This window comes from Flavobacterium sp. CF108 (assembly GCF_900129795.1).
In the GTDB taxonomy this organism is placed as follows: Bacteria; Bacteroidota; Bacteroidia; order Flavobacteriales; family Flavobacteriaceae; genus Flavobacterium.
On sequence record NZ_FQWW01000003.1, the window covers coordinates 682910 to 709736 of the forward strand.

Below are 26827 nucleotides of genomic sequence, written 5' to 3' on the forward strand. Positions count from 1 at the left end.
TGAGGTAAGCAGAAGTCTTTCTGAGTTTTGTTTTTTTCTAATTTAAATGGATGTTTTAGAAAAGCATCTGACCAAAAAAATTAAAAATGAAATATTTATTTGTACTACTATTAGCGGGTGTAACAGCTGGTGCTCAAGTTAAAAAGGAGCAGTTGAACCTTATGCCCTGGCCTCAGAATGTTGTTGTAAACGATGGAAATTTTACTTTAAGCAAAAACTTTAAAGTTAATATTTCCGGAAATCCAAATCCAAGAATTTTTGGTGGAGTAACTCGTTTTTTGCGCCGATTAGATGGTAGAACAGGTATATTTTTCGAGCAGGGCTTTATTTCTAAACTAAACGAATTTCCAAACGCTGAATTACAGATCAATTGTGATAAAAACGGAAAAATTGGTTTATACGAAGATGAAAGTTACAGCGTAGATATAAAATCAAACAAAATAATAATTAATGCAACGAGCGATTTAGGCGCTTTGCACGGATTAGAAACGTTGTTACAGCTGCTGCAAAATGACAACAAATCATTTTATTTTCCGGTATCTCAAATTTCAGATTTTCCAAGATTTACATGGAGAGGTTTAATGATTGATGCAGCAAGACATTTTCAGCCTGTAGATGTAATCAAAAGAAATATTGATGCATTGGCAGCGATGAAAATGAATGTTTTTCACTGGCATTTGGTTGATGATCAAGGCTGGAGAATTGAAACTAAAAAACATCCAAAATTAATCGAATTAGCTTCGGATGGATTGTATTACACACAAGAGGAAATTAGAAATATCGTAAAATATGCTGATGAGCGCGGTGTTTTAATAGTTCCCGAAATAGATGTTCCGGGTCATGGATCTGCAATACTTACGGCTTATCCGGAAATAGGAAGTAAAGTGATCACGCTGACAGGAGGAACTTCTGAAAAAAATATTCAAGGTACAGCAATTAGTACCTATGGAATTGAAAGAAATGCGGGTATTTTTTCACCAACATTAGATCCTTCAAATCCTAAAACGTATAAAATATTAAATGAACTTTTTGACGAGGTATGCCCATTATTTCCCGGAGCTTATTTTCATATTGGGGGAGATGAGAACGAAGGGAAAGATTGGGATGCCAATCCAAAAATTCAGGAATTTAAAAAGAAACACAATTTAAAAACCAATCACGAATTACAAACGTATTTCACGATGCAGTTGGCTCCGATGCTTAAAAAACACGGAAAACAATTAATGGGCTGGGAAGAAATTTTAACAAAAGATCTTTCAAAAGAAGCAATTGTACATTCATGGAGAGGTCCTAATGAAGGAGTTACAGCCGGACAGTCATTAGTTGATGCTGTAAAAAAAGGCTATAAAACAGTTTTATCAAACGGATATTATATTGACTTAATGTACCCGGTTGCAAGTCATTATTTAAACGACCCAATGCCAAAAGGAGCTGATCTAACGACAGAAGAAAAAGCAAGAATTTTAGGCGGCGAAGCCACAATGTGGACAGAACTTACAACTCCTGAAACGATAGATTCAAGAGTTTGGCCAAGAACAGCTGCAATTGCAGAAAGGCTTTGGTCTGCAGAGAATATTACAGATCTTGCCAGTATGCGTAAACGCCTTGAAAATGTTTCTTTTAGATTAGAAGAATTAGGATTAACGCATATTAAAAACAAAGATGTTATTCTAAGAAATATCACGAATAATCAAAATGTAGAATTTGTGAATGAGTTTTCTAATGTTTGCGAACCATTAAAAGGATATACAAGAAACAAAGGCGGAACAGAATATCAAATGTATTCTCCGTTTACACTTTTTGCTGATGCGTGTACACCTGATGCTAAAGAATCTTTAGCTTTTAATGATGCAGTAACACAATATTTGGCCAATAAAACAGAAGAGAATAAAGCAAAAGTTGCCTCATTTTTTAATAAATGGATTACCCTAAATAATGGATTAATTGAGTTGAGTGCAAATGCACCTTTAGTACAGCCAATACTTCCTTTGTCAAAAAAATTAAGTGATGCATCGCAGGAATTACTACTTGTTTTAGACAATAAATCGACTCTAAAAGCTGCAGATTTAAAAAGCTTAATAGAGCAATGTAATACAAAAGATCATGCTGACGTCGAGCTGTCAGTTTATGAGAGTTTAAAGAAATTAATTTAAGGTTTGGTTTGAATTAGTATTTAGTAAGTTTAAGTTACCACTAATGTTTTGAGTGCAAGTTATCTCTGCCAGATATAGCCTCTGGTAGAGGTAATTATGTTAAACTTCGCAAATCTCTTTACAACCTTTGAATAATAAAGCATAAAAAAATAACCACTAACGGAGTATTAACATTTTAAAAAACCAAATAGAAAGAATACCCAAACATGACAACAAAAGAGTATAGATTGATGAGTCGTCCCAAATTTATCATTTGTATTTAATATTAATTTTTTTAAAAATTATAAATAAATATCAATCACTACTATTTGCTATTGATTATGAAGAATCAGTAATAGTAATATTTATCTATAGAATTTAATTTGAGTTTATTTCCAATCAACACAGCCTTCCAACCTGAGTTGAGCGAAACCCGGCAGTATTACTGCTGCGGCCCAATTATTTATTTTCTATTAACCAATATTTATTAATTATGAAACATTATTACAGATTGCTCTTTTTGTTACTGTTTCCCTTACTTGCGTTGGCCCAACCCGCCCACGGAAAGAAAGTAGTGGGATATTATGCACAATGGTCTATTTATGCCCGGGATTTCAATGTTCCGAAAATTGATGGAAGTAAAATTACGCATTTGAATTATTCTTTTTATGGCACAACGTATGATCCCGCACATCCGGAGAATACAAAATTAAAATGTTTGGATACCTATGCCGATTTTGAGCATATGGAAGGTGGAATCCCTTGGGATGCTCCGGTAAAAGGAAACTTTTATGACTTGAAAAAGTTAAAAGAAAAATATCCTCATTTAAAAGTCTTAATTTCTGTTGGAGGCTGGACAAAAGGCCAGGATTTATCTCCAATTGCTGCAAGTCCTGTGGCAAGAGCCGCTTTAGCTGCAGATATGGCAAACTTCATTGTTACTTATCCTTTTATTGATGGTTTTGACATCGATTGGGAATATCCTCTTTCGGGCGGAACTGACGGAACAGAAATTGTAAATGGCGCACCTGTTCCTCCGCAAAAGTACAGTCCTGACGATAACAAAAATTTAGTGCTTTTATTGAAAGCAATGCGTCAGGCAATGCCAAATAAAGTGGTTACAATCGCAGCAGGAAACAATGTTCGAAAAGTATCACAGCAATATTTGGGGCCAAACAACAGATCTCAATACGGAATGACTGAAGACATTTCAACTTATTGTGATTATATCACTTATTTCGGATATGATTTTGGTGGAAACTGGTATGACAAAACATGCTACAATGCTCCTTTATATGCAAGTGGAAATCCTAACGATCCGTTGTATGGTGCAACACAATCTGAATCACTTGATGAATTAACTAATCAATATCTAAATGTAATTGGTTTCCCTGCCAATAAATTAATCATGGGATTACCATTCTACGGAAAGAAATTCGATCACGTTGCAACTAACTCAACAAATGGATTATTCGTTTCGGCTCCAAGAGATATAGTGGGAGGATGTACAAATCCGCAAAACCCTATTGGAACATGGGATGGTTCAGGGGCGTGCGAGCGTTCAGGAAGTATCGAAATTTGCGATTTAGTCGGAAATCCGGTTACAAACTCACATGCTTACTTAGATCCAAATACAATGCAGGTTACACCAAGTGCAGCTTCTGCAGGATGGGTTAGATATTTTGACAATACGACTAAAGTTCCTTATTTATATAACGCTACTTTAAAACAGTTTATCTCTTATGAAGATAAGCAGTCGATGGATTTAAAAGTACAGTATATTAAATCAAGAAACTTAGCTGGAGGTATGATTTGGGAATTATCTCAAGATACAAGAGGCTCAATTCCAAATTCATTATTAACTCAGGTTGATACTTCTTTTGGAAGCGTTGTTCCGGGAACAGTAAGTATTTCTGGTTCTGCAAAAAACGGTTCAGCTTTAGTTACAGATGTTACAGTTGAATTGCGTAATGCTAGTAATGCAGTAATTCAGACAATAGTTTCGGCTACAGGGAATTTTACATTCAACAGCCTAACTTCTGGACAAAATTATACAGTTACAGCTTTAAAAGCGACTTATACTTTTACTCCGGTAACTTTAACAAACGTTGTTGTGAACCAAACAGGAGTTATCATCAACGGAACACAGCCAACTTATACAGTTAGCGGAACAGTTCTTAACGGATCGACTCCAGTTTCTGGTGTAACAGTTTCTGCAGTTTCAGGAAGCTCAACATTAACAGCAGTTTCAAATGCAAGCGGAGTTTACAATGTTGCAGGTTTAACAGCAGGTTTAAATTATACAGTTACAGCTGCGAAAACAGGATTCTCTTATACTCCGGCTTCAACAGTTTATAATGCAATCGATGCAAATAAAACGTTGAATTTCGCACAAGGACCAGCAGTTGTAACTTACACAGTAAGCGGAACAATTCTTAACGGAACAACCCCAGTTTCTGGCGTAACTGTTACGGCAGCTTCTACAGCAGGAAATATCACAGCGGTTACAAATGCAAGCGGTGCTTACTCACTTACATTGGCTTCTGGCGGAAATTATACCGTAACAGCTGCTTTAACTGGACAGACTTATACTCCGGCTTCAACAGTTTATTCAAACTTAAATGCGAATAAAACATTAAACTTCTCACAAGATGTTATTGTAGTTCCTTCAAACAAAATTAGCGGAACAGTTAAAAACGGAACAACTCCGGTTGCTGGTGCAAAAGTAGAAATCGTTTTACCTTGGACAGACAGCACACACAACTGGAAAAGCGTTTTGGCAACAACAGATGCACAAGGAAAATACAGTTTTGATAATTCAGTTGTAGCAGGTTATACACAAATTTTAAGTTTGAAATTAAACTCTTGGGAAAATGGAGAAACAGCTTATTTTCCAAATAATTTGGCAAACTTCCCAGTTCCAGCAAACCCAACGGTTTATAACTTTAATACAAGCTCTACTGCAAAAGCAGCACAAGTTCAGGCAAACTTAATCAGCGGAACAGTTAAAAACGGAACAACTCCGGTGGCTGGTGCAAAAGTAGAAATCGTTTTACCTTGGACAGACAGCACACATAACTGGAAAAGTGTTTTAGCAACAACAGATGCATCAGGAAATTATACTTTTGATAATTCAGTTGTAGCAGGTTATACACAAATTTTAAGTTTGAAATTAAATACATGGGAAAATGGTGAACAGACTTATTACCCAAATAACTTAGCCAATTTTGCAGTTCCAACAACGCCAACGGTTTATAATTTTAATAGACAAGCGGTAGTTGCGACTAAGCCAGTTGTTACCATTACAGCGCCAACAGCTTCGGCGATTGCTATAAATTTAGGATCAGCAATTAATTTTGTTGCAACTGTTGGATTAAGTGCTGTTGATGCTACTACAATCTCATCTGTTGTATTTAGTTTGGATGGACAAACTATAAGTGCTAGCAATTCTTCAGGAACTTATACAGCGGCTTGGACGCCAGTAGTAAATCAGTTTGGAGTTTCTCATACGTTAACCGTTACGGCTACTGCATCAAACGGAACAACAGAGTCAAAAACATATAGTTTTGCATTAACTTGTTCAGGTGCAAACTGTCCTAATTCATTACCTGTAATTACTTGGAATTCACCATCTGCTACTGTATACCAAAATTCTTTTCAGGCTGTGCCAATTTCAGTTACAGCTGTAGATAGTAACGGATCGGTTTCAGGTGTTACGATTACAATAAATGGAGGTACATTTAACATGACAGCAGGTACAAATAATACTTATACGTATAATTTTACACCATCTGCTTATCAGGATTATCCAGTTGTAATCAAAGCAACCGATAATCAATCTGGTGTAACTACCTTAAACAATACCATTAAAATTGCGCAAGTAGGTACAAATAGATTCATTCCGCTTCCTTCTAAAATTATTTTAGGATATGCACATTCTTGGGAAAATGCTGGTGCTCCATTTTTATATTTTTCTCAAATGGTAGGAAGTAAGTTTAACGTAGTTGATTATTCTTTCGTAGAAACAGTTAATCGTGATGGTTATACACCAGTATTAACTACAAATGACAATAGATATTTGACCAATGGTGTTTTCAATAAGCAATTGTTGAAAAATGATATAAAATCCTTAAGAGATAGCGGCGTTCCTGTTATTGTTTCTATTGGAGGTCAAAATGGTCATGTTGTTTTAGACAATGTAACTCAAAAAAATATTTTTGTTAATGGTCTAAAAGCCATTATTGACGAGTATCAATTTGATGGAGTTGATATTGATTTTGAAGGCGGATCTATGAATTTTAGTGCAGGAAATTTAAGAGATATTTCTTACGCGGGTATTTCTGCTTATCCAAGATTAAAAAACGTAGTAGATGCTTTCAAAGAATTAAAAGCTTACTATGGCCCTGGGTTTTTATTAACTGCAGCTCCGGAAACACAATACGTACAAGGAGGGTATTCTACCTATACAGATACTTTTGGTTCATTCCTGCCAATCATTCAAAATTTACGTAATGAATTAGATTTGTTAGCGGTACAATTGTACAATACAGGAGGAGAAAACGGATTAGATGGCCAATATTATGGTTCAGCTAAGAAATCAAATATGGTTACAGCCTTAACAGATATGGTGATAAAAGGATATAATATTGCTTCAACAGGAATGCGTTTTGATGGTTTACCGGCCTCAAAAGTTCTTATTGCATTACCGGCTTGTCCGAGTGCAGCAGGCAGCGGTTATTTAACACCGCAAGAAGGAATAAATGCTATGCATTATTTAAGAACCGGAACTACTTTTTCTGGAAGAACATACACTATGCAGCCAGGCGGACCATATCCTTCTTTAAGAGGTTTAATGACTTGGTCTGTAAACTGGGATGCATCTTCTTGTGGTAATTCATCTGAATTATCTAAAGCGTATGCAGCTTATTTCGCATCACAAGGGGCAGCAAAAACATTAGCGCTTGATGATATTTCTTCAAAAAGCAATGCAACGATAGCATATTTTAAAAACAATGCATTATCAGTTTCAAATGAAAATGAAGAAATCGCTCAGGTAGATGTGTTCAACATAGTTGGACAAAATTTAGTAAGTCACAGAAATGTTCAAAACAATAAAGAAGTATTGCTTCAAAGTCATAGTTTCTCAACTAAGCAATTGTTTTTAGTTGTAGTAACAGACAAATCTGGAAACAAGAAATCATTTAAAGTAATGAACTTTTTAAACTAGAATAAAATGATTGAAAATTTAGAAATAAAAGTATTGGGACGGTTAAAATTGAGTTTGGTTATTTATTTTTTAATCTAATTTTTATTTCGAATAAATGCCGTGAATTGAGGAGATTTGTTATTTGGTTTTCTCTTTAAGGATCGCATTATGAACCTGGTAATTATATTGCCAGGTTTTTTTATGTTTAAAAGTGAAGTAAACACAAAGTATGTCATTGCGAGGAACGAAGCAACCGCACTTGCTGAATTAATTGTTAGTGAGATTGCTTCGTTCCTCGCAAAGACATTGCATGAAAAAAAATCAGTACTTTTGACTCCAGAATTATCGCATAAAAACTTCATGAAAAAATCAATCACTATTATAATCACATTTCTATTTTTTACTTCTTCTTTCAGCCAGAATAAATTTGGAAATCCGGAAGTAAATCCAATTCAAATTCAAAAAACTTTTGGAGATTGGTCTGCCTACCAAAGTAAAAATATAATGCTTTCCAGAGATTTTATTGCACTTGATATTTCTTCAAAAGAAATTTCAAAAGAAGCTTTTTTAGATCAATTAGCAAACGGAAATTTTATTCCAATTCGATTAAAATCAGAAGATGCAGTTTACTATTATAAGTTATTCAAAATTCAGCCAAAAACAGATACCAGTATAAAAGCAACGATCAATCAAATAGGTTTTGACGCTTTTAAAAATTACAAGATGGAAGGAACTGCTTTTCCGTCATTTTCATTTAAAGATTTAGATGGAAACGTGGTTTCAAACGAAACCATGAAAGGAAAAATTATTGTGATAAAATGTTGGTATATTCACTGTACGCCCTGTATAAGAGAATTTCCGCAGGTAAATAAACTAACTTCAGCATACAAAGACCGAAAAGATATTCTATTTATAAGTTTAGCCGAAGATTCACCAGAACAATTAAAAGCATTCTTAGCCAGAAAACCACTTTCATATGCTGTAATTCCAAATATGAAAGAATACATGAATGAATCTTTACAGCTAAATTCATTTCCAACACATTTTATTCTAAACAAAGAAGGATTAATTTCTAAAGTCCTGCCCAATTTCGAAAGCCTAGAAGTGGCTTTAGCAAAAGAAAGCAAACTGTAGATTTTTGAAACCATATAAGTAAGAGATTATAAGTTTGATTTAAAACCAATAATTAAAGATATGGTTTGTCATTTCGAGGAACGAGAAATCGCACTAGTTATTCTATAAAGATTGGAGATTTTGCTTGTGGAGGTTCTATTGCGATTTCTCGTTCCTCGAAATGACATAAAAGAAGGAAAAACTTAGACCCTTTGCACCTTTGCAACTCTGAACCTTTTTCACTACTTTTGCACCAAATTAATTAAAAAGACATTCATGTTAACAGTCAATAATTTATCAGTTCAATTTGGCAAACGAATTTTGTTTGACGAAGTAAATACCACATTCACTCACGGAAATATTTACGGCGTTATTGGAGCCAATGGTGCTGGAAAATCTACATTTCTAAAAATTATTTCAGGCGATATGGACCCAACTTCGGGACATATTCATTTAGAGCCGGGAAAACGTATGTCGGTTTTAACGCAAAACCATAACCTGTTTGATGAACATACCGTTTTGGAAACCGTTTTAATGGGAAATAAAGTTTTGTATGCTGTTAAAAAAGAAATGGATGAACTTTATTTAGACTACAACGATAAAAATGCCGACAGAATAGGGGAGCTTCAGGTTCAGTTTGAAGAAATGAACGGATGGAACGCTGATTCTGATGCTGCAGCAATGTTGTCTAACTTAGGAATTAACGAAGAGCATCATTATACATTAATGGGCGATATGGAAGGAAAAATGAAAGTTCGTGTGCTTTTGGCGCAGGCACTTTTTGGAAATCCAGATTTGCTTATTATGGATGAGCCTACCAACGATTTGGATTTCGAGACAATCGCCTGGTTAGAGAATTTCTTAGCAAACTATGAAAATACTGTAATTGTAGTATCTCACGACCGTCACTTTTTAGATGCGGTTTGTACACATATTTCTGATATTGATTTCGGAAAAATCAATCACTACTCAGGAAACTATACTTTCTGGTACGAGTCTAGCCAATTAGCGGCAAAACAACGTGCACAGCAAAACAAAAAAGCAGAAGAGAAGAAACAAGAGCTTGAAGAATTTATTCGTCGTTTTAGCGCAAACGTTGCGAAATCAAAACAAGCAACTTCTCGTAAAAAAATGATTTCTAAATTGAATATTTCTGAAATCAAACCTTCAAGCCGTCGTTACCCTGCAATTATTTTCGATCAGGATCGTGAAGCCGGAGATCAGATTTTAAATGTTGAACACTTATCAGCTTCTGTAGATGGTGAACTATTGTTTAAAGATGTTCATTTGAATATGGCAAAAGGAGATAAAATTGTTCTTTTCTCAAAAGATTCACGTGCTACAACTGCTTTCTACGAAATTTTAAATGGAAACCAAAAAGCTGATTCTGGAACTTTTGATTGGGGAATTACAACAAACCAAGCGTATCTTCCTGCTGAAAACCATTCTTTTTTCGAAAATGACTTAACTTTAGTAGATTGGTTACGTCAATACGCTAAAACAGAAGAAGAGCGTGATGAAGTATTTATTAGGGGTTTCTTAGGGAAAATGATTTTCTCTGGAGAAGAAGCTTTAAAAACATCTAGAGTTTTATCTGGAGGAGAAAAAGTACGTTGTATGCTTTCTAGAATGATGATGGAGCGTGCAAACGTTTTAATGCTTGATGAGCCTACAAATCACTTAGATTTGGAATCTATTACAGCTTTCAATAACTCATTAAAAAACTTTAAAGGTTCTGTAATTTTTACAACGCATGACCACGAGTTTGCACAAACTGTGGGTAACAGAATCGTAGAATTGACTCCAAACGGAGTAATCGACCGTTACATGACATTTGACGAATATCTTGATGATGAAAAGATTCAGGAACAAAGAAAGAAGATGTATAATCTTTAATCTATAAATTACAATAGTAAAAATTCCAAATTCCAAATTCCAATTTAGAATTTACAATCTTTGACCTTACAACTTTGTCAAAGTTTTAAACTTTGACAAAGTTCTACAACCATAAAAAATCCCAAATTCCAGATTAAACTTGGAGTTTGGGATTTTTTAATTTTTTATTTATTACTATTTACTGCCAAATATTTTTGCAAAGATCCAAATGATAATTACAATTATAAAAATCACAATAAATATCCCGAATCCCATTCCGGCTTTAAAAATATCTCCTATAACTTCGCAGCTTGTAAATGAAAACAGTATTATAAATACCATTAACAATCTTATAATTTTATTTTGCATGACTCTGAGTTTTTAAATTTTTAGATTAAAATTACTTCAGGAATCAGGAAAATGCCTTATACAATTTTTGGAAAAAGTTTTAGGATTTTGAGATCAAATATAATTTCAAAGAATCCGAAAAAGAGCCATCGGCTCGGTCCATATTGTAGGGCTGGATTTTAATCCAGTTTAAAAATAATATTTGAGCTAACAAGAGCTTTCAAAATATTAAAACCAGAATAGAATTTTAAAACAAATACCTTTTATTATTATCACTCATAAACTGAGGAAAATATCCGCTTAAATTCTTTTGACCAACTGCAACGACTTTTAGTTCAGCATTTTCTTTTGCAACCATAAAATAGTCTGTTCCAAATAAAACTCGCTCTGGAAGGATAAGACCATTTTTCAAATCACTAGATAATTGTATCATGCAATTTTCATCACACAATGAATACGAAATATCAGTAAACGCATTAGGGTATTTTTCTATGAGGATTTTTTGTTTGATAATGTCATACCACGATGTTAGATTACCTTCCAGATTTTTTGCTGCTTGATACAATTTGGCACTTTTTGCATCTGGGTTTTTTACACCCAATATTTCAATATCTCCTCCCATGTGGGCGATGCAAAGTTTTAATTTAGGGTATTTGTCTAAAACAGGTATATAATTTTCAGGATGTGAAAAAAGGTTGCATGCTCTTGCATTTTCCCGAAACGATTTGTCTGAAGCGTTTTTGTATTTAGAAATACGGTTTCTAATTTCTAACATTAAAGGATGAGATGGATTTACAGATGTAGGATCGTCTGGAATAACCGACCAGACATTTTTGCCTAAATAATAACTGCCGCCACGTGTACAATGCGTCATAACAGGAATATTATTTTTTTCGGCATATTGATAAAGACTGTCTAATCGCGCATCAAAAGGAAAAAAGCCGTTTGCGGGATATAACTTAATTCCAACAAAGGTTTTACTTTCAATTGCTTTTTTAAGATTTTCAAGGTTTTTAATATCCGGATTTCTTGGATCTATGCCATAAAAAGGGAATAAGTCATTTGGGTATTCTTTTTTTAATTTGTAGATATCTTGTATTTGCGAGTTAAAATCTTTTTCAGGTTTTTTATTAGGATCACTCATATAATCCATATCAATAGTAAGAGCGACTATTTTTATCCCGCTGTATTCAGAATTATCATAAGCTCCTTTCAAATCAAGAAAAACTTCTTTTTGCGAAGCCATAACGCCAATTTTTAAGAATTGTAAAATTCTTTTAGGAATTAAATTTCCCAATTTTGTAATTAACCAGGAAATAGGTCGGGTTAATATTAACCATTTAAGAAAGGTAGAAGCTCCGTCTCCAAGTTTGGCTGCTACTTGTAAAAAGTCTTTCGGGGCACATTTTCCTGTAAAGATGTGCGAATGGATGTTGTATATATCGTTCATGATTGTATAATTTTAAGATGGTTTTATTCCGGCTCGTCTAATGTTTATTGCTTTTACCATAACTTCAAACCAAAAAGGCGCTCCAAAGCTGAGGGCAAATGCTGAAATTATAATTCCGCAAATCCACCACAACAACATTGTCCAAAACTTTTCTTCTTTCGATTTTAAAAAATCAGAATTATATCCAATTGGAAGAGAGCTGTCTTCTATTTCAGTAATTACTGATTTGACACTTTCTATATTTTTAGCAATATCTAATGAATCAATTTTTTGGGCATTAATTTTATTTTCAAGTGCTTTCTTTTCGGCTATTAACACAAGATCTTTGCGATACTTGTCATCGGTATTTAATTTTTTAATTAGAGTTATAGAATCAACATTCAGTGCTAAACAAACTAATAGGCTTATAATAAAGATGCTTCTTTTTGTTTTTAATTTATACCAGCCGCTCACCCTCTCCATATAGTCATCAAACCATTCTTTAATTACCTTCTTTAACTCAGGATAGTTTTCTGTTTTTTCAAAAAAGGCCCTTAAATAGCTTTTTAATGGACTGTATTGCATTTCCTCCAGTCCTTTTTGAAATCTCTTATAAGGGTCTTCAATACGTTTTTCTACTAGTTTAACATCTACTAAATTTGTAGATCCTTCAGGATCAAAAACATTTACAAATTTTGTAGTTTCAGATTGACTTCCAATAATATCAATCAAGGCATCAGCAAACATATCAGACGAAATGTATTGCGGGTAAGATTCCCTGTTTTTTTTAAGCTGATCGATGCTAAAGTGGCTGTATAAGCTGGCACCGTAGCTTTTGTTAACAGGGTCGTTTAATAATTTAAGAATTGTTTCGTAAAGGAATCGGCCTCTTTTTTGAGTTTTGTGCGAATACCATTCAAAGAGTAACGAAACAAGAGTACTAAAGAGGAAGTAAAATAAACCTAACGCAATTAGTATTTCCAGAATTTTAGATACTTGCATAGATAATTTGTTTTTGGTTAAAAATAGATTAGTTTAATTTTGGTTAGTAAGAAAAACCACAGCTAATTTATTTAAACAAAAGTTAAATTATTATTTGTAAGGTAAATATTTCACTTTATCGAGCCTAATTTGTTATTTGGCGATTAATTCATGAATGAAAAATACTACAGCGGTAGAAATATTAACATTTAAAATTGAATTATAATGAATTTATTATTTTTAATTTCCAAATTGTTAAAATTTGTAAGAACCGGATTTAAATCTGGTTTATAAAGTAGGAAGAAAAAATACCCAAGTTGAGTGTTTTTTATACTTTGGCTTGTAATGCAATGGATTACAATTTGTTACAAAAAAAAACAATTCACTCCTATGGAATTTAAAAGGGTTTTATATTTATATGAATTTTTGTTTAATCGTTTTTATTTCCAGAAATACAAGTCCGCCTATAACAACGATTTCTCCTAAAAAATAAGCAATACCAAAGATAGAAATGCTTTGAAAATTATATATTAAAATGCCAAATGTCAAAATACAATAAAGTATGTTAGCGGTACAGATTATTTTTAAATATAATTTCCAATTATTTTTTGCTAGAAAAAAACAAACGCTAGAGTAAATGAAAAAGATAAATGCGATTAAAGAAAGATAAACTAAAGTGATCTTTGACAAACCAAAAAAAGAATTGAAAGTTCTAAGAACAAAAAAAAGTAATACAGCAGTAAGCAAAGCTCCAAAGCCATCTAATAAAAATATGTTTTTAGGGTCTTTTATAAGATTTTGAATATTTTTCAATTTCAATTAAAGTTACGTTTAATGCTCATTTTGTAATTATTCTCAATTTTTGCTAAAATGTCTTTATTCTTGCCTTTTGCAAAACTTATATTTGTTCTAAAAGAAATTCCTTGATACGCTTCAATTCTATAAAATGTCCGTTTAAATTTATTTCAGCTGTTATAGAATTGTGAATCATTTTTTAAAGTAAATATGATGAAAGGTGCTTTGCGATTTTCTAGAGAAATTCTTTGTACATCTTTCCATTTAATAGAAACTCCATTTAGATTATCAATATATTTTTCGGAGGTAAATTCAATTATTGGTTTACCAATTACAATATGTATAAAAGCTTTAAAAATTCTATAATAGTAATAACCACAGATAGTAATAAGAATGATTGGGTATACCAACAGTTTAATTTCAGACGATTTCCTAATTATTAGAGTAAGGGGCAAAATGAAAAAAACTAAGCATAAAATGAAATATAAGAATACATTCAGTTTGTGGTAAAATATTTTAGTCATTATGAATTTTTTATTTGATAATGTAGTTTTGGTTTGTTTTTTTAAACTTGCCCTCTTCTTGGCGGTTCAGGTTTCCATGGAGGAACAATAACATTTTTCTGAAAAATTAGGTACGTTTTTTTTGAGTGTAGTTTTACTTCAACTATATATTGTTGCGGTCCTGAATCGATAGTGTCAATTTTCATTTCAAAGTCTCCATTTAAAGCCTTTTCTTTAGAAGTGAACTCAATGTAATCCTTTCCAAGATCATTTTTCTTAATAATATAACTCGCGATTATATCTTTTTCACCGACAGAAACTTGGATTTGATTTTGACCTCTAATAATTGTAACTTGATTTGCCATACTAAGATGTTTACTAAGCGGATCAGATGACAGAATATCATCACCGTCGATTACTATTTTAGTAGGAGTCCAATCGCCTTCTAAATTAATTTGACTTGAGTTCCATACGATGAAAAAAACGCCTAAAGCTAGAAAAAAGCTTATTGCTAATATTTTGGATATCTTCCACTTGCGTTTAGTAACTGGAGGATCGATATGTACAGATTGATGAATAGCTTTATTATGAGGCATTATTTAGCTAAATAAGGTTAAATTTATTTCTTATGCTAAAATATAGTATTTAACTAAAAATGATTTTCAAAAAACGAGATTTCTTTTCTAAAAATATTTCCCCGCCTAACACCCCAACAAATAAATTCTGATTTTGTATATTTGCCCAACCAAACATTACAATTACTTATGAGCCAAAAAGTATTACTTAATTCAAAAGAAGTTACTATCATACTCCATCGTTTGGCTTGTCAGTTAATCGAAAAACATCTTGATTTCTCTGATACAATTTTAATCGGGATTCAGCCGAGAGGTGTTTATTTGGCTGAACGTTTAAAACAAATTTTAGAGAACGAATATCAAACTCCTGAAATTTCTCTGGGTTATCTGGATATTACTTTTTTTAGAGATGATTTCCGCAGAACCGATAAACCGCTTGAAGCCAATAAAACTCAGATAAATTTTATAGTCGAAGATAAAAAAGTCATTTTTATTGATGACGTTTTGTTTACGGGACGCAGCATTCGTTCTGCCTTAACTGCGATTCAATCTTTTGGAAGACCTTCTGAAATTGAATTGTTAGTGTTAATCGACAGACGTTTCAGTCGTAATTTACCAATTCAGCCCGATTACAGAGGCCGTCAGGTGGATGCAATTAATGGCGAAAAAGTAAAAGTGAGCTGGAAAGAAAATGATGGTGAAGATGTGGTTCACCTAGTGACAAATTAAATTTGGTTAATCGTTTAATCGGTTAGTTGTTTAATCGATTCATTTCGATTACTCAATTTTAAAAAAGTTTAAACGTGATATTGTTTATTGATTTAATGGCCAAAAGAGGACGATTAAACGATAAAACAAATAAACGGTTAAACGGCAAAAAACGATTAAACAAATAAACAGTTAAACATTAAACATGAAAGAATTAAGCGTAAATCATTTATTAGGAATAAAATACATCAATGAGAATGATATTAACCTGATTTTTGAAACGGCAGATCATTTTAAAGAAGTCATTAACCGACCAATTAAAAAAGTTCCTTCATTACGAGATATTACTATTGCCAATATTTTCTTCGAAAACAGTACCAGAACCAAACTTTCCTTTGAATTAGCGCAGAAACGTTTATCTGCAGATGTAATCAGTTTTTCTGCAGCTCAGTCATCGGTTAAAAAAGGAGAAACTTTGATTGATACTGTAAATAATATCCTTTCGATGAAAGTTGATATGGTTGTAATGCGCCACTCTAATCCCGGAGCGGCTTATTTTTTATCTAAAAATGTCAAAGCCAGTATCGTAAACGCCGGAGACGGAGCGCACGAACATCCAACTCAGGCTTTATTAGACAGTTATTCTATCAGAGAAAAACTGGGCGATGTAGCCGGAAAAAAAGTAGTTATTGTAGGTGATATTCTGCATTCGAGAGTTGCCTTATCCAATATATATGCTTTGCAGATGCAAGGCGCAGAAGTGAAAGTCTGCGGACCAAAAACATTGATTCCGAGATATATTGAATCACTTGGTGTTACGGTTGAGCCAAATTTACGTAAAGCTTTAGAATGGTGTGATGTTGCGAACATGCTTCGTGTACAAAACGAGCGTATGGATGTAAATTTCTTTCCATCAACACGCGAATACGCACAACAATACGGAGTAGACAAACCACTTTTAGATTCTCTTGGAAAAGAAATCGTAATCATGCACCCGGGACCAATTAACAGAGGAGTAGAGATTACATCTGAAGTGGCTGATTCTGATCATTCTGTAATCTTAAATCAGGTGGAAAATGGTGTAGCTATTAGAATGGCGGTTATTTATTTGCTGGCTTCTAAGATTCAGTAATATTTAGTATACAGTCTCAGTTTACAGTTTTGAAAACAGCTGTTACCCTGAGTGAAGTCAAAGGGCTTTTAAGGGACGAGGGCTTCGACTTCGCTCAGCCTGACAATCTGTAAACTGAGACTGTATACTGAGACTGTATACTGAAAACTGCGACTGAACACTAAAAAAAACTTCGTACCTTAGCGCTCTGAAAAATCAATTTTTATATTAGCCCCACAAATTATAAAATGAAAGTAGATCAAAAAGGACATACCGTTACCATAAAGGATACGCAAGGCGATTTTAATGGCTTTGTAGAAAAAGTAACGCAGCATTTTAAAACCTTTGAAAAACAAAATATTATAATCGATTTGTCATTAGATTCTGAATTGACAGAAAATGATTTGAAAGTTTTTTTACCACTGGTTAAGCTTCAGAAAAAAGCAAAAAAATCGTTTGTTATTGTAGCCTGTGATCTTGATTTTAATGCTATTTCAGATAAATTGGTTGTTGTTCCTTCTCTTTTAGAAGCACACGACATTATCGAAATGGAAGAAATTGAAAGAGACTTAGGGTTTTAATTTTAGATTTTAGAGTTCAGATTTTAGATTTTGAATACTGAATGAGTTTTAATTTTAGATTTCTGATTTTAGATATTAGATTTTTTTAAAACTGAATATAAAGTAATTTGTATTAATCTAAAATCAACAATCTAAATTCTAAAATCAACAATGAAGCTAACTATACTTGGCTGTTATGCCGCAACTCCCAGAACACTTACTAATCCGACTTCGCAGGTTTTAGAAATTAAAAACCGTTTGTTTTTAATTGATTGTGGAGAAGGAACTCAGGTTCAGCTTCGAAAGAATAAGATTAAATTCTCAAAAATTAATCACATTTTTATTTCGCATCTTCACGGAGATCATCTTTATGGATTAATTGGAACCATTTCGACTTTTTCTCTTTTGGGAAGAACGACAGATTTACATATTTATGGGCCAAAAGGAATTAAAGAACTTATTCTGCTTCAATTAAAATTGACTGAATCCTGGACGACATATAATTTGTTTTTCCATGAGTTAGAGTCAAAAGAAAGTGAGGTTATTTTTGAAGATAATCGTGTTATTGTAAAAACGATTCCGCTGAAACATCGGGTTTATACGAATGGTTATTTATTTCAGGAAAAACCGGGAGAAAGAAAGTTAAATGTAGAAGCAGCTCAGCATTATAATATTCATACGGCTTATTATCAAAAAATAAAAAACGGAGGAAATGTTACGCTGGATGACGGAACTGTAATTGAGAATGAAAAATTATCTTTTGACCCAATTCCGGCAATGAGTTATGCTTTTTGTTCGGATACGGTTTACAATGAAGATGTGATTCCGATTATTGAAAATGCCGATGTTTTGTATCACGAATCTACTTTTTTAGAATCTGAAGCTCCTTTGGCACAAAAAACACTGCATTCAACAGCAAAAGAAGCGGCTAGAATCGCTTTAAAAGCAAATGTGAAGCATTTGGTTTTAGGACATTATTCAACCCGCTACGACGGAATTGAGCGTTTTAAAGAAGAAGCCGAAGAAGTTTTTTCAAATGTTATTTTGGGAGATGACGGGCTTAGCTTTGAATTTTAATCTAAGGTTCTAAGGGGCTGAGGTACTAAGATGCTAAGTTTAGGAATGTGAACAACGCATGTCACCCTGAGCGAAGTCGAAGGGCTTTTGTGGCACGAGAGGCTTCGACTTCGCTAAGCCTGACAAACCTGAAACCTGAAACTTGAAGCAAAAAATCTAAAATCTAAAATCTAAAATCTACAATCTAATATCTAAAATCAACAATCATGAGTGATTTAAGCAATTATAGAAAATCTTACGAGAAGAGTGAATTATTAGAAACTAATATTCCTGAAGATCCAATTAATCTTTTTAACCGCTGGTTTCATGAAGTGGAGGATTTTGGCGGAAGCGGTGAAGTAAACGCCATGACGGTTTCGACCATTGGTTTGGATGGATTTCCAAAATCTCGAGTGGTTTTATTAAAGAAATTTTCTGAAGAAGGATTTATCTTTTATACCAATTATGATTCAGAAAAAGGGAAAGCCATTACGGCAAACCCAAACGTTTGTTTGTCCTTTTTTTGGCAGGAAATGGAACGTCAGGTTATTATAAAAGGAATTGCGCAGAAAACTTCTGAAATTATTTCTGATAACTATTTTGATTCCCGACCAGACGGAAGTAAACTTGGTGCGATTGTTTCTCATCAAAGTGAAGTTATTCCATCGAGAACTTTTTTAGAAGAGAATTTAAAGAAACTGGAAGCTGAATTTGAAGGAAAACAAATTCCAAGACCTGAAAATTGGGGCGGATTTATTGTAACACCGCTGCAAGTAGAATTTTGGCAGGGAAGACCTAACAGGTTACATGACAGAATTCGCTATACAAGCCAGTCTGATTTTTCATGGAAGATCGACCGTTTATCATCGTAATTGTAAGATTTTTATATTATTTTAAAAAATTTTAATGTATTTTGTCGATTATTTTTGTAGTTTACCGACAAATTGAATACGTTTGGACAATAAAACAGAGAAAATTGTCACATAATAATTTTAAAGAATTTGCCCCAACATTTACTTTAAAGCATTAAACTACTACAGATTATGAAAAAGATTATGTGCGCCATGGTGTTCATTGTGATATCTTTCACAATGAACTCATGCTCTGCCGATGTCGCCGAAGGGAAAGAAAGTAGTACTTCTACAGAACAGGTAATTACTGACTACAATTATAATGCATCTGAATTGGAAACAATGCAGTTAATAAACGATTACAGAGTAAGTATCGGTTTAAATGCATTAGAAAAAATCAATCACATTTCTTATAAGTGCGAAGAGCACAACAAATACATGATCGACAATAATGTTGTTAATCATAATGATTTTGTGTCTCGTTCTAACAATATTATGAGCGTTCTTGGTGCCCAAAAAGTAGGCGAGAATGTTGCGTACAACTACAAAACATCTGCTGCAGTAGTAAAATCATGGCTGGAAAGTCAAGGTCATAAAGAAAATATCGAAGGGAATTATACTCATTTTGGTATTTCGATTACTACAGATGCTGCAGGAAGAAAATATTACACTAATATATTTGCTAAAATTTAAAAGAGAACATTTGACTGGTTGGTTAGTTTTCGTTGCATTCTTGAGTTGCAGCGTTGTTTTTTTTAAAAAGCTGTCTATGAATAATAGACAGCTTTTTAATTATTGGCTGGTTTGGTTTTTAAATTTATAATCCGGTAATGATAAACTCGCTTCGTCTGTTCATTTGATGCTCTTCTTCCGTACATTGTACTCCATCAGAGCATAAGTTTACCAGCTGTGTTTCTCCATAACCTCTTCCGGTTAAGCGATTTGTTGCAGCTCCGTTATTTATAAGCCATTCAATGGTTGATTTTGCTCTTCGGTTAGATAATGCTTCATTATATTGATGTGAAGCTCTGCTGTCTGTATGCGAGCGAATGTCTAATTTCATTGTTGGATTTTGTTTTAAAACATCCAGAATTTTTTCCAAATCTAAAGCAGCTTCGGTTCGAATGTTAGATTTATCTAAATCAAAATAAATTCTTTTAATACCAAAACATTTTCCTAAATCATCTCCAACAACAACTTTACAGATAGATTTTTCTAAAGCGATAGGAAGATCTGTTTTTCCACTTTCTTTAGGAATCGTTATACTGACTTCTTTAGTGGCGTATTCTGGTTTTTCTGCGCGTACATAATATGTTTTTCCGCATTCAACACCAAAACTGTATAGTCCGGAAGCATCTGCAATAGCAGAATTTTTTATTCGCTGCATTCCGTCATATAAAGTAACTTTTGTTCCGGGAAGAATCATTCCGGTTGCAGCATCTGTAATTACACCGCTTAATTCCTGAACACATTTTAAGCGTTTGGTTTCTAAAAATTTGTAAATGTCATCAGAACCAAGTCCGCCATTTTTATTTGACGAAAAATATCCTCTTCTTGTAACCGGATCAATACTGTAGGCAAAATCATCTTTAGGAGAATTAATATCGGCACCTAGGTTTTGAATATCATCAATAGAACCATCAGGTTCAATTTGGCCTACAAAAACATCAAGACCACCAAGTCCGGGATGTCCATCTGAAGCAAAATAAATTTCGTTTTCACTAGTTACATAAGGGAATGTCTCTTTTCCTTCGGTATTAATTCCTTTTCCTAAATTTTCGGGTGATCCAAAACCGCCGCTGGCGTTAATGTTTACTTTGTAAATATCAGACTGCCCCATTGTACCAGGCATATCTGAAGCAAAATATAATGTTTTTTCGTCAGGGCTTAATGCCGGATGCGCTGTGCAATAATTATCACTCGTAAACGGAAGTGCCGTTACGTTTGTCCATTTTCCGTTTTCAAGACTGGCTTTATAAATTTTTAATAAGGTAACTTTATTGGCATCTTTTCCTTTTTTTCCATCAACAAAGTTATTTCTTGTAAAATAAACCGTATTTCCATCTTTAGTAAAAACAACTGAGGATTCATGAAATCTTGTATTTACGGTAGATCTGATTTTATTTACTTTAGATGTTGAATCACTTTTAGTATCTATGTCGGCATCGTAAATGTTAGTAAAATATTCGCCTGTCCATTTATGTTTTCGCTGACTGAAATTTCCGGTATCTCTTGCAGATGCAAAGTATATTTTGTTATTATAAACAAAGCTTCCGTAATCAGAATATTTAGAATTAATTCCGGCATCTTCAATTTTATAACGTCCTGAATTTGCTTTAATCTTATCCAGATAATTTACGTTTTGTCTATAAAGCTTAGCTCTTGAATCATTTTTGTATTTTGCATTGAACTCCTCAAGAATTCTATTTGCTTTAGCTGTTTGTCCTGTTGCTTTTAGGGACTGTGCATATCTGTAATAATATTCAGCTTCGGGAGAGGTGTTTATACCAAATAATTCATCGTACCATTTGACAGCGCCTTCAAAATTAGAGTTGAAGTAATAAGAATCGCCTAGTTTTTTGTACAAATCCTCAGACTTATATCCTTTTGCGGCTACTCGCTCATAGGTTTTAATGACATCAATATAAGCATAGGTGTCATATTTTTTGGCACCAGCGTTTAATTTTGACTGCTGCGAATAGCTGGAAAAAACATTTAGAGTTATTAAAATAAGAAGAGTAAAATTTTTCATAACTATTATTTTTTAAAAGAAACGTGGAGTTACCATTTTGCTGGTGTTTTTAAAGAATTCGTAACGCAGATATATTTCATGCGATCCTGAATTGTAGTTATTTAGTTTTGTGGTTTCTCGGTCGTAACCATATCCTAAATAGAGCCCGTCGGTGATTTGAAATCCAACAATGCCGCTTACAGATGCGCTCCATCTATAAGAGAGTCCTGCGACAAATTTCTCAAAAAACATGAAATTGGCAGAAACATCGACCTGCAGCGGTGCACCCTCGACCAGTTTAATTAATGTAGCAGGTTTGAATTTTATGTATTGTAATTTGTCAAGATCAAAAACGTAACCACCCATTAAGTAATAATTGATTTTACTTTTATAAATGGCATAGTCATTATCGTCAAATTTTTTGGTTTCGATAAAATTTGGTACCGATAAACCGATATAGGCTTTATCTGAATGCCAGTAGACACCTGCACCCACATTTGGTGAAAATTTATTATCTAAATCCTGAAATTGTGGATCTCCCTGAGTTTCTGGATTTAGTTTGCTAATGTCTAAATTGAATAAATTGGCGCTTCCTTTAATACCAAACGAAAGCTTGAAATCTGGAGATGTTTGAAGGGTATACGATATATCTGCAGAAATAGTGGTTTCATTTGTTGGCCCAATTTTATCATTTACGAGTGATAAACCAACGCCTAAATTACTGTTGTTTATTGGCGAATTTGCAGAGAAGCTTGCTGTTTCCGGAGCTCCGTCTAATCCTACCCATTGTGTTCTGTAGAGACCAAAGATGCTCAAAACCCCTCTAGATCCTGCATAAGCCGGATTTACATTTATAGCATTGTACATGTACTGAGTATACTGTGAATCTTGTTGTGCATAACCAGAAATAGTTACAAACATAATGACGAAAAAAAATAATTTTGTTCTCATAGTAGATGTGTATTATTGATTATTACTCATTGATTTCTTAATTATTTTTAATCAGAAAGTCAATATTTTTGCTTATTCAAAAATAAGAAATTTTTTACTGTTTTGTATGTAATGCATTATATAAGAATGATTTATATAATGCATTACTTGTTTTTTTATTTTGACAGATATAGATATCCGTCTTCCTTATTATTTTGAATTTCATTATTACCATTTAATGATTTATAAGTAAGAATGTAGAAATAAGTACCTGATGGCAGTCCGTCAGATTTATTAACAGTAGTTCTTCCTCTGGAAGTTCCATCAAATGTATTGGTTGTATTATTGTAATTTGAAGTTTCAAATACTAATATTCCCCAACGATTATAGATTTCTACTGTATTTTCAGGATAACAGGTTAAATCATTAATACTGTCAATTACGAATACATCATTTATTCCGTCGCCATTTGGAGAGAAGGCATTATGTACTAAAATATTTCCACAGGCTAAAACATGGCAGTCATTGTTAACTTCCATATTTAGCAGTACACTTCTTGGACAATTTTCATCGGTAATTTTATATTCGAATGCATAATTACCCAGTGCAAGACCAAACGGATTGAATATATTTCCTTGTAATGCATTAGTTTCGTTTGTGTCAATCCATGTTCCGGTTATTGGTGTGCCTTCCGGAAGCAAATTAGACAAGTTTATTAAGCTCGAGTCATCATTACATGCCTCGCTGGTTATGTTTACAATTTCATTAGGAACAACTGTAATGGTTACCGTTGCAGTATCGCAATTTTCGGCACTTAGTTTATCACAAATGCGATAAGTGTAAGTATAAGTTCCGGCTGGTGTTAAACTTGTAACCGTTACGTTTCCTTGATTATCGATTGTAATATTTGGATCTGTTTTGGAATTGTTTTCATTTTCTGCAAGTAATGTAAAATCTACCAGTTCAAGCGTTGCCGGAAGCTGTCCTTTGAAATCATTACTCAGTACATTTCCAACTAATCCAAAAGTGTTACAGCCAATGTTTGCATATATATCATCATTTGCTACAACTGGAGTAGGAGGTGCAGGATCAACAATAATTACAGTTACAATAGCAGTGTCACAGTTTTCGAAATCAGCATTTTCACAAATTTGATAGGTTAATGTGTAAGTTCCTGCAGGAGCATTTGCCGCCACATCTACAGAGCCATCAGGATTTAATGTCAACGTATTTGTTGGATCTGGTGTTACTGTTGTAAGTGTAACATCGGCAGGATTTACAGGATCATTATTTAATGTATCATTATTGTATACATTTACAATGTTTGTTACTCCGGCTGGTGCTGTAATTGCTGGCGGATTATCATCATTTGCTGCAATTGCAAATGTTGGTCTGGCAATACAATACGGATCTGCCGGTGGATAATTTACAGTTATAGTTTCACTTGGATTAACTGATATCGTTAAATTAACTGTTGGGCGTAATGATTCAAAGCCATCAGCACCTTGAACCCATTTGTTATTTTCGAAAATCCATCCAGGCCAGTCAATACCATTTCCAGCTTCATTAACTACAGCTCCCGGCCATAAAACTCGACCGCTTAGAGGCAAACTGGTCATGGTGGTTATTACCGTATTTTGTGCATTTGCCCAAGCTATTGTTACACCGTTTACCGGAGTGAAATTTCCAGGGGTTACTACATAATCAATGTAAGGAACATCGTTTACACATATTGGTGTTGCAGTTACGGTCATAACCGGAGCTTCAATAGTAATCGTTACTGTTGCAGTATCACAGTTTGAAGTTTGATCTGCTTCACAAATTTGATATACTAATGTAAGCGTGCCAACTGGTGCATTTGGTAAAACATCTACAGAACCATCAGGATTTAGTTGTAAAAATTCGTTTGGTGTTACTGTAGTAATAATTACGTCAGAAATTGTTACTGCATTACCTTCAAGGGTATCATTTACAAGAACATTTAAAACATTTGTTGTAGTATGATTAACACCTGCAATAGGTCCTGCAGAATCATCATTGGCAACAATATCTTGGTATTCTTTACAGCTTATTCCAAAATCATTATCTAAATGAACTAAATCTTGCGGGGTAACATTTACAATATAACTGCTTGGACTAGTTGTTGAGCATACCGTATGCATTTGAGTTTTACCCGTTTTAGCAGTTGATTTTTTATCAGCTAAATTTGGAAGTACTTTTACAAGTCCTGTTGTGCCTAAAGCAGCAGCCATAGTATCTAGATTTCCATCTTTAACTAATTTAATAGTATACTCCCCATACGGATTTTCGGTATTTGGTCTGTCTCTCCAGTATCCCTGAATTCCAATAATTACTTCTTTGTGATAACCGTTTGGTCCGTCAACTATAACATTTGGGCTTGCTGCATTTCCAAATCCTCCGGCATTTAATTCACCAACGTTTAATGGACCTTGATAACTTCCGTCTCCATTAAAATCGATCCATTCCCATAAGCTGTAGTCGATTGCGCCGCCTGAATCAGGAACATTTTTAGTTACAACGCCATCATTGTTAGCATCGTACCATTCGTCCTGAATTCCGTTACTGTTTGTGTCATACCAAACGTAATCGCCTAAAACTGGCAGGGTAGAAGATCCATAATTAAAGGTATGTTCCTGGAAAATACAATCTTCAATAGTAGTAAAGAACAAGCTAGAATCAATAGGATATAATTCGTAAACACTATTTAAATTTGCATCTTGAACCTGAACTAAATAACTTCCTGCAGACATTCCTGTAAAACTGTAGCTGCCATCTGTTCCGGTTATGCGTAATAAAATTGGCCCTGTTGTAGTTCCTTGCGGAATCAATGTCACCATCACATTTGCAATACCAGAGTTGTTGTCTACATTCATAACATAACCTGATATTTTTGTAGTATATTCAGGCTGAGTGATAACAACAGTTGCAGTTGCAGTACAAGTTTGATTTTCACCATTTACAGCAAATGTTGCTGTAAGTGTATAAGTTCCGGCAGGTAAATTAGTATTGCCAACAACTTCATTTTTATCATTTGTTATAACTACCGTAGATCCCGGACTATTAGTCACTAAAATCGAACCATCGCTTTTTCCAAAGCAGGTTACGTTTGTTGCCACACCTGTTACAGAAACTTTATTTTCAACAGTAAAGGTTTGAACAAGTTCTGTTTTATTTCCAGAACAATCTGTCAATGTATATGTTCTGGTTAAGACATATGCATTTCCATTACAGCCGCTTGCTCCGTTATTAGAATCACTAATTGTAACAGTTACAGTACTGCTGCAATTATCTGCAGCATCTATAACAGCTTGCGGGTTTGCTGCCGGAATATCAGTAATACTTTGTAAATCTGTTACATCAGCCGGAGCAGTTCCTGTTGGCGGAGTTGTATCTCTAACTGTTATAATTTGAGTATGAGAAACTGTACTTCCACTACAATCACTAGTAGTCCATTTGCGTGTTAAAGTATAATCTGTGCCACATTCATTAAGAATATTGCTTTTAGTTTCAGAAAACACAATTGGTAAATTTCCACTACAATTGTCAGAAGCTTCAATGTTTGCAGGTTCTGGAACAGCATCACAAGAAACGGTGATATCAGTTGGAAGATCTCCAGTAAAAGTCGGAGCAGTTGTATCCTGAATTGTAATGATTTGAGTGAAAGTATCAGAAGTATTGCCGCAGTCGTCTTTTACAGTCCAGGTATTGGTGTAAGTTCCGGCATTTGAACATCCTTCAGAAGCAACAAACTGCCCGCTTACTTTAGTGATATTAGAAACATCAGTGTCGCATAAATCAGAAGCAGCAGGGAATAAAGCCTGTGCGGCATCCAATCCTGAAGCATTACTGCATTCAATAGTTTGGTTTAAAGAACCAGCCTGAGTTGTCCATGCTGGAGCAGT

Annotated in this window: 18 protein-coding genes; 10 read left to right on the top strand and 8 right to left on the bottom strand. The window is 33.9% G+C overall.

Going from position 1 to position 26827, the window contains the following annotated elements:
• The first annotated feature begins 86 nt into the window (after positions 1-86).
• The 4 genes from BUE10_RS11640 (at position 87) to BUE10_RS11655 (ending at position 10347) form a co-directional block, all read left to right on the top strand.
• Positions 87-2153, top strand: a complete 2067-nt coding sequence (locus BUE10_RS11640) for a beta-N-acetylhexosaminidase (protein ID WP_073485205.1) — start codon at positions 87-89, stop codon at positions 2151-2153.
• A 472-nt stretch (positions 2154-2625) separates the two neighbouring features.
• Positions 2626-7359 (top strand): T9SS-translocated chitinase ChiA, encoded by a 4734-nt coding sequence (gene chiA, locus BUE10_RS11645; RefSeq protein ID WP_073485207.1) that lies wholly within the window; start codon positions 2626-2628, stop codon positions 7357-7359.
• Between the two features lie 147 nt (positions 7360-7506).
• Complete coding sequence (locus BUE10_RS11650; protein ID WP_234984736.1) at positions 7507-8472, top strand: TlpA family protein disulfide reductase; 966 nt, start codon at positions 7507-7509, stop codon at positions 8470-8472.
• Between the two features lie 255 nt (positions 8473-8727).
• On the top strand, positions 8728-10347 hold the full coding sequence (locus BUE10_RS11655; RefSeq protein ID WP_073485209.1) for an ABC-F family ATP-binding cassette domain-containing protein: 1620 nt from the start codon (positions 8728-8730) through the stop codon (positions 10345-10347).
• A 174-nt stretch (positions 10348-10521) separates the two neighbouring features.
• Here the strand turns inward: BUE10_RS11655 and BUE10_RS24115 are convergent, their stop codons facing one another.
• The 5 genes from BUE10_RS24115 to BUE10_RS11680 all read right to left on the bottom strand — a co-directional run bounded on the left by BUE10_RS24115 (position 10522) and on the right by BUE10_RS11680 (position 14978).
• Positions 10522-10695 carry a hypothetical protein gene (locus BUE10_RS24115; protein WP_177178036.1) on the bottom strand — a complete coding sequence of 58 codons (174 nt, stop codon included), beginning with the start codon at positions 10693-10695 and terminating at the stop codon, positions 10522-10524.
• A gap of 226 nt (positions 10696-10921) precedes the next feature.
• A complete protein-coding gene (locus BUE10_RS11660; RefSeq protein WP_073485211.1) occupies positions 10922-12124 on the bottom strand; it encodes an amidohydrolase family protein in 1203 nt (400 codons plus the stop codon).
• A gap of 12 nt (positions 12125-12136) precedes the next feature.
• Positions 12137-13105 (bottom strand): hypothetical protein, encoded by a 969-nt coding sequence (locus BUE10_RS11665; protein ID WP_073485213.1) that lies wholly within the window; start codon positions 13103-13105, stop codon positions 12137-12139.
• Between the two features lie 393 nt (positions 13106-13498).
• Complete coding sequence (locus tag BUE10_RS11670) at positions 13499-13897, bottom strand: hypothetical protein (protein ID WP_073485300.1); 399 nt, start codon at positions 13895-13897, stop codon at positions 13499-13501.
• Positions 13898-14444: 547 nt separating this feature from the next.
• Complete coding sequence (locus BUE10_RS11680; protein ID WP_073485217.1) at positions 14445-14978, bottom strand: hypothetical protein; 534 nt, start codon at positions 14976-14978, stop codon at positions 14445-14447.
• Between the two features lie 168 nt (positions 14979-15146).
• Here BUE10_RS11680 and pyrR point away from each other — a divergent pair, with 168 nt between their 5' ends.
• The 6 genes from pyrR (at position 15147) to BUE10_RS11710 (ending at position 19936) form a co-directional block, all read left to right on the top strand.
• Positions 15147-15686: a bifunctional pyr operon transcriptional regulator/uracil phosphoribosyltransferase PyrR gene (gene pyrR / locus BUE10_RS11685; protein WP_053470147.1), complete on the top strand. Its 540-nt coding sequence runs from the start codon at positions 15147-15149 to the stop codon at positions 15684-15686.
• Positions 15687-15870: 184 nt separating this feature from the next.
• Entirely contained in the window at positions 15871-16797 is a 927-nt protein-coding gene (locus BUE10_RS11690) for an aspartate carbamoyltransferase catalytic subunit (RefSeq protein ID WP_029273654.1), read from the top strand.
• Positions 16798-17024: 227 nt separating this feature from the next.
• Positions 17025-17357, top strand: a complete 333-nt coding sequence (locus BUE10_RS11695; RefSeq protein ID WP_073485218.1) for a ribonuclease Z — start codon at positions 17025-17027, stop codon at positions 17355-17357.
• 150 nt (positions 17358-17507) lie between these two features.
• The gene (locus tag BUE10_RS11700; RefSeq protein ID WP_073485220.1) at positions 17508-18413 is read left to right on the top strand and encodes a ribonuclease Z; all 906 of its coding nucleotides are present in this window, start codon (positions 17508-17510) and stop codon (positions 18411-18413) included.
• A gap of 206 nt (positions 18414-18619) precedes the next feature.
• Positions 18620-19264: a pyridoxamine 5'-phosphate oxidase gene (pdxH, locus tag BUE10_RS11705; RefSeq protein ID WP_073485222.1), complete on the top strand. Its 645-nt coding sequence runs from the start codon at positions 18620-18622 to the stop codon at positions 19262-19264.
• 171 nt (positions 19265-19435) lie between these two features.
• Positions 19436-19936 (top strand): CAP domain-containing protein, encoded by a 501-nt coding sequence (locus BUE10_RS11710; RefSeq protein ID WP_073485224.1) that lies wholly within the window; start codon positions 19436-19438, stop codon positions 19934-19936.
• A 124-nt stretch (positions 19937-20060) separates the two neighbouring features.
• Here BUE10_RS11710 and BUE10_RS11715 read toward each other — a convergent pair whose 3' ends face one another.
• The 3 genes from BUE10_RS11715 to BUE10_RS11725 form a co-directional block, all read right to left on the bottom strand.
• Positions 20061-21995 (bottom strand): OmpA family protein, encoded by a 1935-nt coding sequence (locus BUE10_RS11715; RefSeq protein WP_073485225.1) that lies wholly within the window; start codon positions 21993-21995, stop codon positions 20061-20063.
• A gap of 12 nt (positions 21996-22007) precedes the next feature.
• Entirely contained in the window at positions 22008-22925 is a 918-nt protein-coding gene (locus BUE10_RS11720) for a PorP/SprF family type IX secretion system membrane protein (protein WP_073485227.1), read from the bottom strand.
• Positions 22926-23080: 155 nt separating this feature from the next.
• The coding region (locus BUE10_RS11725) for a gliding motility-associated C-terminal domain-containing protein (protein WP_143187737.1) at positions 23081-26827 on the bottom strand (3747 nt) is incomplete at its 5' end.

What these genes read in the sequence shown, in the direction of transcription:
- BUE10_RS11640 (WP_073485205.1), top strand. Translation starts at nt 87, where the DNA reads ATGAAATATTTATTTGTACTACTATTAGCGGGTGTAACAGCTGGTGCT.
- chiA (WP_073485207.1), top strand. Translation starts at nt 2,626, where the DNA reads ATGAAACATTATTACAGATTGCTCTTTTTGTTACTGTTTCCCTTACTT.
- BUE10_RS11650 (WP_234984736.1), top strand. Translation starts at nt 7,507, where the DNA reads ATGAACCTGGTAATTATATTGCCAGGTTTTTTTATGTTTAAAAGTGAA.
- BUE10_RS11655 (WP_073485209.1), top strand. Translation starts at nt 8,728, where the DNA reads ATGTTAACAGTCAATAATTTATCAGTTCAATTTGGCAAACGAATTTTG.
- BUE10_RS24115 (WP_177178036.1), bottom strand. Translation starts at nt 10,695, where the DNA reads ATGCAAAATAAAATTATAAGATTGTTAATGGTATTTATAATACTGTTT.
- BUE10_RS11660 (WP_073485211.1), bottom strand. Translation starts at nt 12,124, where the DNA reads ATGAACGATATATACAACATCCATTCGCACATCTTTACAGGAAAATGT.
- BUE10_RS11665 (WP_073485213.1), bottom strand. Translation starts at nt 13,105, where the DNA reads ATGCAAGTATCTAAAATTCTGGAAATACTAATTGCGTTAGGTTTATTT.
- BUE10_RS11680 (WP_073485217.1), bottom strand. Translation starts at nt 14,978, where the DNA reads ATGCCTCATAATAAAGCTATTCATCAATCTGTACATATCGATCCTCCA.
- pyrR (WP_053470147.1), top strand. Translation starts at nt 15,147, where the DNA reads ATGAGCCAAAAAGTATTACTTAATTCAAAAGAAGTTACTATCATACTC.
- BUE10_RS11690 (WP_029273654.1), top strand. Translation starts at nt 15,871, where the DNA reads ATGAAAGAATTAAGCGTAAATCATTTATTAGGAATAAAATACATCAAT.
- BUE10_RS11695 (WP_073485218.1), top strand. Translation starts at nt 17,025, where the DNA reads ATGAAAGTAGATCAAAAAGGACATACCGTTACCATAAAGGATACGCAA.
- BUE10_RS11700 (WP_073485220.1), top strand. Translation starts at nt 17,508, where the DNA reads ATGAAGCTAACTATACTTGGCTGTTATGCCGCAACTCCCAGAACACTT.
- pdxH (WP_073485222.1), top strand. Translation starts at nt 18,620, where the DNA reads ATGAGTGATTTAAGCAATTATAGAAAATCTTACGAGAAGAGTGAATTA.
- BUE10_RS11710 (WP_073485224.1), top strand. Translation starts at nt 19,436, where the DNA reads ATGAAAAAGATTATGTGCGCCATGGTGTTCATTGTGATATCTTTCACA.
- BUE10_RS11715 (WP_073485225.1), bottom strand. Translation starts at nt 21,995, where the DNA reads ATGAAAAATTTTACTCTTCTTATTTTAATAACTCTAAATGTTTTTTCC.
- BUE10_RS11720 (WP_073485227.1), bottom strand. Translation starts at nt 22,925, where the DNA reads ATGAGAACAAAATTATTTTTTTTCGTCATTATGTTTGTAACTATTTCT.